Source organism: Paraniabella ginsengisoli (assembly GCF_022513635.1).
GTDB classification, from domain to species: Bacteria; Bacteroidota; Bacteroidia; order Chitinophagales; family Chitinophagaceae; genus Niabella; species Niabella ginsengisoli.
Map to the genome: position 1 here is coordinate 1,499,556 of NZ_JAKWBL010000001.1, position 11,750 is coordinate 1,511,305.

Genomic DNA, 11,750 nt, shown 5'->3' on the forward strand with positions numbered 1-11,750 from the left:
AGTAAATGATCAAGTCAGAAATGAACACAAAATGCTCTGTTGATTTCAATCCTTTTGAAGGAGATGTAATTCAAAAGGTAGTGCCGTCAACCGAATCACAAAAGGAAATTTTTGCGTCATGCCTCCTGGGTGAAAAAGATGCAAATCTTGCGTACAACCTGTCAATGTCGCTACATTTCACAGGTGATCTGAATATTGATATTATAAAAGATTGTGTTGAAGATTTAATACTCAGACATGAATCTTTAAGAGCCTCATTTAGCAATGACGGAAGCAAGATGATCATTTATGAAAATCAACCAGTCCGTTTTGTATATACAGATCTGGCTGCATTAGAAGCTTCAAAACAAGAGGATGCGGTCAGTGCATATCTGTGGCGTGATGCAGAAACCGAGTTTGATATTATACACGGGCCTTTGATTCGTTTTGCTCTTTTCAGGTTGGCAAATGATAAATATATTTTTACTGTCACCGTACATCACCTTATTTGTGACGGATGGTCATTAGGTATTTTATTAGAAGATTTAAGTAAATTTTATAATGCCAAAATATTTGGAACAGCTTTGCCTCCTAAAGCTTCTGCTTTCAGCGAACATGCTGTAAAAAGTATTTTGTTTGAAGATACTGACGAGTATAAAAAAATTGTAGCATACTGGAAGAAAGAATATGCAGGAACTATTCCTGTATTCGAAATTCCACCCGATTTTCCAAGGCCTCCTGTCAGAACATATAAAGGACGAAGGGATGATTACATATTGCCATCTTCAATAGCCGAAACTGTAAAGAAAACAGGTATTAAATATGGAAGCAGTTTTGTTAATATTTTGATGACAGCCTTTGAAGTACTGTTATATAAATATACAGGACATGAGGATATAGTAATTGGATTACCTACTTCCGGCCAGGCAGCTACAGAAGCTTATGACCTTGTTGGGAATTGTGTAAATTTGTTGCCATTAAGAAGTAATCCTGATCCGAATATTTCATTTTCGGATTACCTGCGCTTACGAAAATCTAAAACGCTTCGGGACTACGAGAATCAGCAATTCACTTTTGGCACTTTCCTTAAGGAACTGAAAATGCAGCGTGATTTATCAAGGATGCCGCTTGCCCCGGTTTCTCTGAATATCGATATGGGCATTGATTTGCAGGTAGATTTTAAGGGGCTCGATTATAAACTGGTTCACAATAAGCGCGTAGCAGAAACGTATGAATTGTTCGTTAATGTAGCCGACAGTGATCATGGATACGAGTTTCAATGGTCTTACAATACACAGTTGTATAAAGCATCAACCATGAGAGGTTTGATGGAGAAATACACTTACTTACTGACACAAATAGTTGGAAATCCTGAACAAAAAATTGCTGACATCAAACTACAGGATGAAAAATCTTTAATAGAATATTGGAATAATTGGAATGATCGGGACAACGTAAAGTATGATGCGAAAACACTTTTAGAGCAAATCAATAAAAGTTGCTTAGATAATGCTGATAAAACGGCATTATACTTTAAAGGAAGCTTCCATACTTATCGCGAGGTTTATGAGCAGTCTAACCGAATGGCGCATTACCTTATGGAACGAGGTGTCAAAAACGGTACGGTGGTAGGCGTTGCAATGGAAAGAAGTGTTAGCCTTGTTATTGCTATACTTGGCGTTATCAAAGCTGGCGGCGTATTTGTTCCGCTTGATCCGCAATATGCACAGGAACGTATCGAGTATATGCTTGAAAATTCCGGCGCTGAAATATTACTTACTTCCATTTCTTTCAAAGGAAGGTTCACAACGGCAGCTCGCGAAATTTTAATGGAAGATGTTGTGAATGATCTGACCAACTATTCAACAGACCTACCGAAAGTTACTATTACACCAGAATCGCTTGTTTACATCCTATACACTTCCGGCTCAACCGGAAAACCAAAAGGTGTAATGATTGCTAATAAATCTTTAGTAAATTATATCAGCTGGGCGGTAGATTATTATTTAAAAGGAAAACCTGGTGTATTCCCGTTGTACACATCTATTTCTTTTGATCTTACTATTACATCTATCTTTTCGCCATTGGTATCGGGAAGCCTTCTTAGGATTTATGAAGAAGAAGAGCCTGTTGCTATGTTGGAAAAGATATTTACTGATGACGAGATAAACGTTATAAAACTTACACCATCACATTTGAAGTTGGTTAAAGATAGTGATGTGATAAAGCAGAAATTGCCTGGTCAATTTTTGACTTTAATCGTAGGTGGCGAAGAGCTTGAAACAGTAGTGGCTAAAGAGGTTTATAACCTATGCAAAGGCAATGTGGTTATTTGCAATGAGTATGGCCCAACTGAAGCTACGGTAGGTTGTATGATCTATGATTATACATTGGAAGATGAATTGTCAGCAGTGCCCATTGGTGTACCTATAGCCAATGCTAATATTTACTTGTTGGATAGTGCTCTTAATCCCGTACCAAAAGGTATTGCCGGAGAAATATACATTGGCGGAGATTGTGTTGCAGAAGGATATTATAATAAGCCGGAGTTAACAAATGAGCGGTTCCTGCCGGATCCGTTTGTTGCAGGAGGTAGGATGTATAAGACTGGCGATAATGCGATCATGTTGGATAATGATGTGGTGCTTTTCAAAGGCAGGATTGATGATCAGGTAAAGCTAAGAGGTTTCCGTATTGAATTAGGGGAGATCGATTACCATTTGTCCAATTTACAAAACGTAAAAAATAATATCACCGTTGTAAAAGAAGATGGGTCAGGCAATGGTTATCTTGTTTCTTATGTTGTACTACAAGAAGCACAACAGGAATCGGAGCAACTAAAAAGCGATTGGAGAGAAGCGCTGCGACACAAAGTTCCAGACTATATGGTTCCCGGTGCCTTTGTAATCATCGACGAGTTGCCTCTAACAACAAACGGAAAAGTTGATAAGAAGCGGCTACCCGCTCCGGAAATACAATCACGTGGCTATGTTGCTCCCGAAACTTCAGAAGAATTGATCTTAACGGATATTTGGCAGGAAGCATTTGGAAAACCACAAATAGGTGTTTATGATAATTTCTTCGAACTCGGTGGACATTCGCTTTTAGCCGTTCGCGTAATAAGAACACTGGAAAATAGGACTGGTGTAAATATGCCGATGACAAGTATTTTCCGTTATCCTGTGTTACGGGAATTTGCCGCTGAATTTATAAAAACCAAATCTGAGAATAATCATGAAAGCAGCGATAGAGAATGGTATGTAACTGATGATGATGATTTACCTGTAGAGAGTTTTGATACTACCGAACCGCAGGTTGAAATATGGCAGAAATGTATTATTGGCGGAGATGATGCAAACATTTCTTACAACGTAACACATGCTGAATATCTTAATGGTGATCTGAACCTGGAAGCATTGGAAAAAGCCTTTCAACATCTGATGGATCGCCACGAATTGTTGCATGGAACTTTTAGTTCGGATGGAACAAAAATGCACCTTCATCCTAAAGCTACGCTGCCTTTTTTACTAAAGATATCTCGCATCTGGGTGATGAAGACCAACAACTATTTATAAGCGATTTTCTAAAAAGAGAATATGAAACGCCATTTGACCTTGAGAAGGATATACTTTTTAGGATAAATGTATTAAAGTTATCCGATGAAAAGCATCTGTTGTTTCTAATAGTACATCACTTGATTTGTGATGGCGGTTCTTTTGATGTCTTAATTAAAGAGGTGAGTCAGTTGTATAATGGTTATCGATCCGGAAGCTTACCAGATCTTGCCAAGGTTGTAAAATTCAGTAAGTATGCTGCTCATGAAATTGAACGTTATAAAAGCGAAAAGTACAACAATGATGTAGATTACTGGGCTTCAAAATTTGAAGATGATATTCCAGAAGCCGTTGTCCTTGCAACCGAATATCCCGATGCGGTTCATCGAACCTATAAAAGCGCAGTCGATTCCTATTCTATTAACGAATACGATACCATCGCTATTGAAAAACTGGCTTTGAACTCGAATACAACTCTGACAATTTTGTTGAGAACGCTGTTCGAGGTGTTTATTTATAAATATACGGGACAGAAAGATTTCGTAGTTGGGCTTCCTGCCACTGATCATTTATCAATACCAGGTTATAGTTTAATTGGACATACAGTAAATATGTTACCTGTAAGAACTTTGGTTAAAGGGAATCAGTCGTTCCGTGATTTTTTGAGTATGAGGAACAGGGAAATGTTGAGCGATTTTGATCATCAAAAAGTTACATTTGGATCAGTGCTGCGAAAGGTGAAGTTTAACAGGAACTCGCTCAACAATACACTTATCTCCGTGAGCTTTGGCAGCCAGTTAGAGAAGTCAGGTCAAACATTCAATTTTGCCGATATCGAACATACTGTGCTTGATCTTAAAGAAGAACACAGCAGCTTTGAGTTTTATATAGATACATACAAGAGAGAAGAAAAAGTTTATTTCCAGATATATTATCAGTCTGATTTATTTGACCAGGTAAGTATTCAGAAATTGATGAAATCGTATCACGATTTGATTAACCAGGTTCTTGTAAATCCAGGTATGCGGATCAGTAATGTGTTAACAACGGATGTTGAAAGCATATTTAACCAGTCGCTAAAATTGCCAGGCAACGCTGTTTTAGAAAAAACTATTGTTGATTTATTTGGGGAGTCTGTTCTTGCCTATCCTCACAATGTTGCAGTTCGCTATGGTGATAATATCTTAACCTATGATGAGCTAAATACTACATCTAACCGGCTGGCCAATTATCTTCTTTCCCACGGCTTGCAAAGTAATGACCGTGTGGCGATAGTGCTGGAGCGTGGCATTGATATTATCGTTTCGATATTAGCTGTTTTAAAATGTGGCGCTGCTTACATTCCTATTGATCCTAATTATCCAAAAGACAGGGTGTCATTTTTAGTAGCAGATGCAGATGCTCAGTTTATGATTACATCGCAGGAAGATCTTACGTTATCTGGTAGTAAAGCGACCAATATTATTCTAAATAATATCAAAACACAAATAGATCAAAACCCGTCCACTAATCCAAATGTAACCTTTGATTCAAACACACTTGCTTACATTTTATATACATCTGGATCTACAGGAAAGCCGAAAGGTGCGATGGTAACTCATCGCAATTTGATACATTTTTTAAAAGGCATGCAAGATGCGTTTCAAATTACAGATAGAGATAAATTTTTATCTGTATCCAGCATATCTTTTGATGCTTCCTGTTTCGATAATTATTTATGTCTTGTGAATGGATCGGAACTGGTATTGACAAGTAATGAAATTATAAAAGACGGTCAACTCTTGTTAGACGAAGTCGTAAAAAGAGGCGTTTCTATCATCCTGGCTACACCGATTACCTTTAAATTGATGCTCACGGCAGATTGGAATGAACGAATACCCGTAAAATTACTTTCGGCAGGAGAAACACTTTTGCCATCTTTAGCCAAAGAATTATTGCCAAGATGTAAAGCACTGTATAATGTGTACGGCCCAACTGAAACTACCGTTATATGTACATTGACAAGAGTTTTGAGCGATGAAAAAATAACCATAGGTGCGCCTATACTTGATACACCTATTTATATTTTGGATGAAAATCTTAAACCAGTTTCGGCAGGCGAAATGGGTGAAATCTATATTGGAGGAGAGGGCGTGTCCAAAGGATATTGGAAAAGGGAAGATTTAACTCAAAGCCGATTTGTACCCGACCCTTTTGCAGATGTTTCCGGTGCTAAAATGTATAAAAGCGGCGACCTTGGCCGATTTAAAAAGAATGGAGAAATTAAGTACGAAGGCCGGATAGATAATCAGGTTAAAATAAGAGGTTTTAGAATAGAGTTAGGTGAAATTGAATATCATCTGTCACGTCTTGACAATGTAAAAGATGTTGTAACAACTGTTGTTGAAGATCATACAGGAGAAAAGAATATTGTGGCATATATTATTCCTGAAAGTGAAGATGGTGGCAGCGAAACCGAATTTAGTAAGGATACTATTGTTAATTGGGGTAATCAGCTTAGGGCCAATATTCCTTATTTTATGGTGCCGTCTTACTGGGTAAAGAAGAAAACATTTCCTCTTAGCCCCAACGGAAAAGTCGATGTTAAACAAATACCCCCGCCGGAGTTTTATAAAAAGAAAACTTCTGAAATTGAAGATGGTACATCCAGACAGGCAGAAACACTTAATACAACTGAACTAAAAATTAAAAAAATATGGGAGGAAGAACTTGGTATTAGCGGATTATATGCCGATGATAATTTCTTTGAATTGGGTGGACATTCTATGATTGCCGTAAAGGTGATGAAACGAATTAGCAAGGAAATGAACACTAAACTTCCTATCGCAACATTATTTCAACATCCTACTATTGCAGCTATAGCAAACCTCATCAATACTAATTCAAAAGTTGAACAAAAGATACTTGTAGAAATTAAAAAGAGCGGATCGAAACCACCTATTTATCTTATACACGGAGGTGCATTAAACATTCTTTTATATAAACAGTTAGAACCATTTTTAAGCGATGATCAGCCGCTATATGGTATTCAGGCTTTAGGGTTAGATGGAGATCTTACTCATCTGGATAGCATCGAAAGTATTTCAAAAAGATACCTGCATGAAATATTAGAACACAATCCGGTTGGGCCTTACATAATAATAGGTTACTCTTATGGCGGTATTGTTGCTTATGAAATGGTAAAGCAATTGAAGGCTATGGGAAAAGAGATTAAAATGCTTGGAATACTCGATACAAATGTAGGAGGCCGTCAGCTTATTGAAACGAAATCCGCACGTGTTTACCAAACGATGATGCGACAATTAAAGAAATCTGTTTTTATTGGCGGCAATCTTATCAAGTATCCCAAAGAAGTAATAGCTTATCAATGGGTATTTATTAAAAATAAGCTGTTTAAAAATTATGAGAAAAAGGAGGATGAGAAAATATATGATTACGACGATAAGGTAATTGAAGCTTATAATAAAGCCTATTATAGTTATGATATGAAGCCGCTTGACGTTCGGGTACACTTATTTAAGGTACAAGACCGGATTTACTTTTTGGACGATCCTGTGTACCTGGGCTGGAAGCGCTATACCAACAAGGTCGTAACGCTTGATGTTACCGGAGATCACAAAACGTTTTTATTACCTCCGCACAATAAAGAACTTGTTGGAGTAATAGAAAGGGTATTAATGACCGTTTAAGGGTGAATTAAAAACTTATGTACTGCTGATTATCATATCTGACCTACTCAGTAGATATATTTTATAAGAATATGCGTATTTCAATAACTTGTAGTTAATTTTACAATATACTTTCTAAATCAAAAATGTACATGAAAAAAACAATTCTGATAGTTGATGATGAACCTACTATTTTAAAGCTTCTGGAGTTTGTTTTATCAAAAGACTATGGTATTGTTTTAAAAAATAATGGTTATGAAGCAATTCAATGGTTAGAAGAGAGCAATAAACCAGACTTGATAATTCTTGATATTAATATGCCCTATTTTAATGGCCCTGAATTACTTAAATCTATAAAAATCAGCGGCTTGTTCTCTAAAATCCCAGTTATTGTACTTACTGGAACATCCGATACAAAAACATTAGAAACACAATTACCTTTCCCCGTAAATGAAATTTTTCAAAAACCTTTTAATCCTACCAAACTAAAAGATGCAGTCAGATACCTACTTTTCGAACACTCAAAACTCACTGCCTCTGAAAACTAACGCCCTCAGCCAATCTGTTGGTGTTGCATATATAGGCAATGTTTTTTTGAGGAAATTCTTAATGAATCGGGTGGCTACTCTAACTATCGCATTGATAAGTATGACAATTTAAATGACTTCAATGCTCATTTGTCAAAATCATCAATGGTAGATGTGCCTTATGCCTTATTGATCGAAATGCAGAATAATGATGAGTTTCACATTTTTAATCAGGTTAAAGCGATCAGGGAAAATGCTTTAACCTCAGGGGTGATCATCATTTTGTTATCATCATCAAACAAAACGGAACTTCATCAAAGAGCTTTAGAGGCTAAGGCAAATGACATCTATTTCAGACCGTTTAATACAGAGCTAATATTTGAACGAATCAACTTTCTTATAAAGTTTAAGTTATTAAAACCTCACGATCCAAGCAGGTTGGCAACTAAGAACCTGGAATATAAAATGCCGGTATCCAAAAGACTTTTTGACATTCTTGTTTCGGCTTTGCTGATCATTATTTTATCTCCGTTATTTCTTTTGGTGGCAATTCTCATAAGGTTGGAAAGTAAAGGCCCTATTGTTTATAAAAGTAAAAGAGCTGGAAACGGCTACAAAATTTTCGATTTCTATAAGTTTCGCTCAATGATCGTTGATGCTGACAAAAAACTTGAAAACTTAAGCAAGACGAATAATCAATACGCAGCTGGAGATCAGGGAACGCAAAAGGCCTTTGTAAAAATTTTGAACGATCCGCGTATCACAAAAACCGGAAACTTTCTGCGCAAAACAAGTATCGATGAATTGCCACAACTTTTTAATGTTTTAAAAGGTGATATGTCAATTGTTGGAAACAGGCCTTTACCACTTTATGAAGCAGAACAGTTAACATCCGATCAATTTGCAATGAGGTTTTTAGGCCCGGCTGGTATAACTGGTTTGTGGCAGATCAGTAAAAGAGGTAAAGCCGAAATGTCGGAAGACGAACGTAAAGAGCTTGATAATACTTATGCAAAAGATGGTTCCTTTTTAATGGACTTGAAAATTATTTTTAAAACAATACCTGCAATGTTGCAGAAAGAAAAAGTTTAAATAACAGTTTATGAAAACCAAGATATGTGTATTGCTCATGCTTGTTTTTACTTCTTTACAAGGTTTTTCACAGGAATCTATAATAAATGATATTGATGATCCTTTTCTTAACAAGTGCATAAGTCTTGCTATGGTTAGTTATCCTAAGAGGAAAGCAACTGATGCCACACTTGAAAGAGCGAAAGCTCAAATATCAATGGCTACAATGTCTTTGTTTGATATCTTCAATGCGGGCTATTTTTATAGCCCCCAAAAGAATGAAGGCCTTATATATATACCTGGCGGCGGCAGTGGCGGCACAAATAATGTCGTTCTTAGTGGCTTTCAATTTGGGGTTACGGTAAATTTGGGCAGTTTTCTTTCCAAACCGGCTAATATAAAAGCCGCGAAGGCTGATTATAAAATAGCGAAGGCACAAAGTGATGACTACCAGATTGAGTTGACAAATTTAGTTAAGTCAAGCTATTACGATTTTTTAGCAGCAAAGAGACAATTAGAAGTAAAATTATTAGCAGCTAAAGATTTCAAAAGTATTCTAACAAATGCGCAATCGCAATTCCAAAACGGAACAGTAACACTTGATATTTATACTGAGGCAAAGAGCGCATCTATTGCTGCAGATGTAGAGGCACTGGAAGCTGAAGTGACCTATCTAAAAGCAAAAAATACGTTAGAAAGTATCATTGGTACGAAGATTGAAAACGTTAAGTAAAAAGAAAAAAGAATATTAAGTAATGATCAATCTTAATTTAAAAGATTTTTTAAAATATATATCCAGGTTTAAGTGGTTATTGATTATAGTGCCGATAGTTTTTGCGGTTATTACCTATTTCATGGCCAAAACACTTCCCAAAACTTATACGTCAACTTCTCTTATATCAACAGGTCTCGCCAACAGATTTCAACAAAGTGCACTGGGTAACGGTGGGCAAATGGATTACTTTCAGTTGAGCCAGCAATTCGGCAACATTTTAGAAAGAATGAGATCTAAGCGAAGTATCAACACCTTATCCTATAAGTTGATTTTACATGATTTGGAAAATCCTTCGGAAGCATTTAAAGAACCCTCAAAACTTGTAACAGAACTATCGGATGAAGACAAACAACTCGCTATAACAGAATACAACAACAGGCTCGCAGCCGGGCAGCTTATATCTACGGCAGACAATGGCAACAGGATCAAACTTTTTGATATGCTGACCGCCGCTGGTTACGATGAAAAGTCTATATTAAACAACTTGTCTATTTCGAGAAGTGGTGAGAGCGATTTTATACAGGTCGTTTATTCGTCACCAAATTCTAATCTCTCGGCCTATGTTGTTAATACATTTTCCTCTGACTTTATTTCCTATTACAATGGTCTTTCCATAGCAGGACAAAGAAAGTCTTTAGCGATACTTGATACCATATTGCAAGGCAAACAGTCTGAAATGGAAAGGAAAAGCGCCGACGCCAGGAGGACGCTGGAGGGTGAGGCGGCAAAGTCTGCCGGTCAGGCAAATAGCCAAAGACAGTCTGAAATGGCTTACTCAAGGTATTCTGAGGCAGAGGCTCAAAGGCTTCAGTATATAAGACAGATCAGTTCTATAAAAGGAAATTTAGCAGAAGTAAATGCTAAACTAAGTGGTAAGGGTGGATATGTCAATCAAAGCCAGTCAAGAGAAAATATTGATATTGTTAATATCGATGCTCAGCTAAAGATCGCTAATCAACGATACATCAATAATAATTTCCGTGCTCAGGATAGGCAAACGGTGGATTCACTTCAACGAATCAAGGATAGATTGATTGAGCGATCGGCGAATAATGTCGGCTCTAACTCTGCAGCTATAAGGCAGGATCTGATAGCAGAACGTTTGAAACTTGAGGGAGATTTAGCTTCGGCACAGAGTGCATTAGCAACCGTTGAGGATCAATTAAGATCATTACCCAAGCCTTCAGGTGTTTCTGCTGCAACAACTTCAATAGCACCGGAAGGTGTTTTACGTGATGCGGAAAATGCATCTACCGAATATGAGCAAGCTCAGAATCAGTATACGCAGACAGAGCTTGCCGCTAAGACAAGCGCTAATCTTACTTTAGCTGAACCTGGATTACCAGGCCCGCCAGAAAAGTCTAAAACCATTTTATTCGTTGGGTTTTCTGGCATTTCCAGTTTTCTGCTTTGTTTAATGACTTTATTCCTAACATTCGCATTAAACAAAAATATAGAAGATAAGGCAAGGCTTGAACGTGTTACCAAGCAAAAAGTATTGGGTTGTTTAAATAATATTTCGGAAGAGGATAAAGATCTTAGAAACATCTGGAAAGATGATAACAATGTAAAAAATTATACCGCTTACAAAGATTTATTACGATCCCTTCGTTTTGAGATTAACCAAAACTTGTCGGAGCAAAATAATGTATTAGGCATTACCAGTATGAAGGATGGGGATGGAAAGACTTTTCTAGCCGGAAGTCTAAGCTATGCATTTGCCATGATGGGAAAAAATGTGCTGCTGATTTGTGAAAAAGATGGTAATATTCTGGATTTGGTTACTAACACAAGTGAAGGCCAATCAACCAAACAACAAAAGTTCGAATCATTTCTTGTTAAAAAACAAATTCAGGTTGAAGACAGAATCACGATATTAAACAGAAATACATCGAATAATAATTCACTGTTGGAACTTCGTGATACTAAAAGTTTAATTGCAGGATTTGAGGTGCTTAAGAATACATTTGATATTGTGATCATAGACATACACAGCGGGGAAGATCTTCACAATGTAAAAGAATGGTTGATGTTTTGCGATCGAAGCATTGCTGTTTATGAAGCCGGTTCTAAATTTTCGGAGCAAGGCACACCTTTTATAAACTATTTGTCGACACAGCCGGGTTTTTTGGGATGGGTATTAAATAAGGTTAAGATAGCCTGATTCTGACCATAA

Annotated in this window: 6 protein-coding genes; all 6 read left to right on the forward strand. The window is 37.0% G+C overall.

Features of this window, described 5'->3' with window-relative positions; translation table 11 throughout:
• The first annotated feature begins 5 nt into the window (after window positions 1-5).
• Window positions 6-3,554 carry a non-ribosomal peptide synthetase gene (locus MKP09_RS08260; RefSeq protein ID WP_240827252.1) on the forward strand — a complete coding sequence of 1,183 codons (3,549 nt, stop codon included), beginning with the start codon at window positions 6-8 and terminating at the stop codon, window positions 3,552-3,554.
• On the forward strand, window positions 3,551-7,222 hold the full coding sequence (locus MKP09_RS08265) for an amino acid adenylation domain-containing protein (protein WP_240829429.1): 3,672 nt from the start codon (window positions 3,551-3,553) through the stop codon (window positions 7,220-7,222). Before MKP09_RS08260 ends, MKP09_RS08265 begins: the two co-directional genes overlap by 4 nt.
• A 131-nt stretch (window positions 7,223-7,353) precedes the next feature.
• Window positions 7,354-7,749, forward strand: coding sequence for a response regulator (locus MKP09_RS08270; protein ID WP_240827253.1), 396 nt, complete (start codon window positions 7,354-7,356; stop codon window positions 7,747-7,749).
• Window positions 7,750-7,878: 129 nt separating this feature from the next.
• Entirely contained in the window at window positions 7,879-8,820 is a 942-nt protein-coding gene (locus MKP09_RS08275; protein WP_240827254.1) for a sugar transferase, read from the forward strand.
• 10 nt (window positions 8,821-8,830) lie between these two features.
• Window positions 8,831-9,532 (forward strand): TolC family protein, encoded by a 702-nt coding sequence (locus MKP09_RS08280; protein WP_240827255.1) that lies wholly within the window; start codon window positions 8,831-8,833, stop codon window positions 9,530-9,532.
• A gap of 22 nt (window positions 9,533-9,554) precedes the next feature.
• Window positions 9,555-11,738, forward strand: a complete 2,184-nt coding sequence (locus MKP09_RS08285) for an exopolysaccharide transport family protein (RefSeq protein ID WP_240827256.1) — start codon at window positions 9,555-9,557, stop codon at window positions 11,736-11,738.
• Window positions 11,739-11,750: the final 12 nt, after the last annotated feature.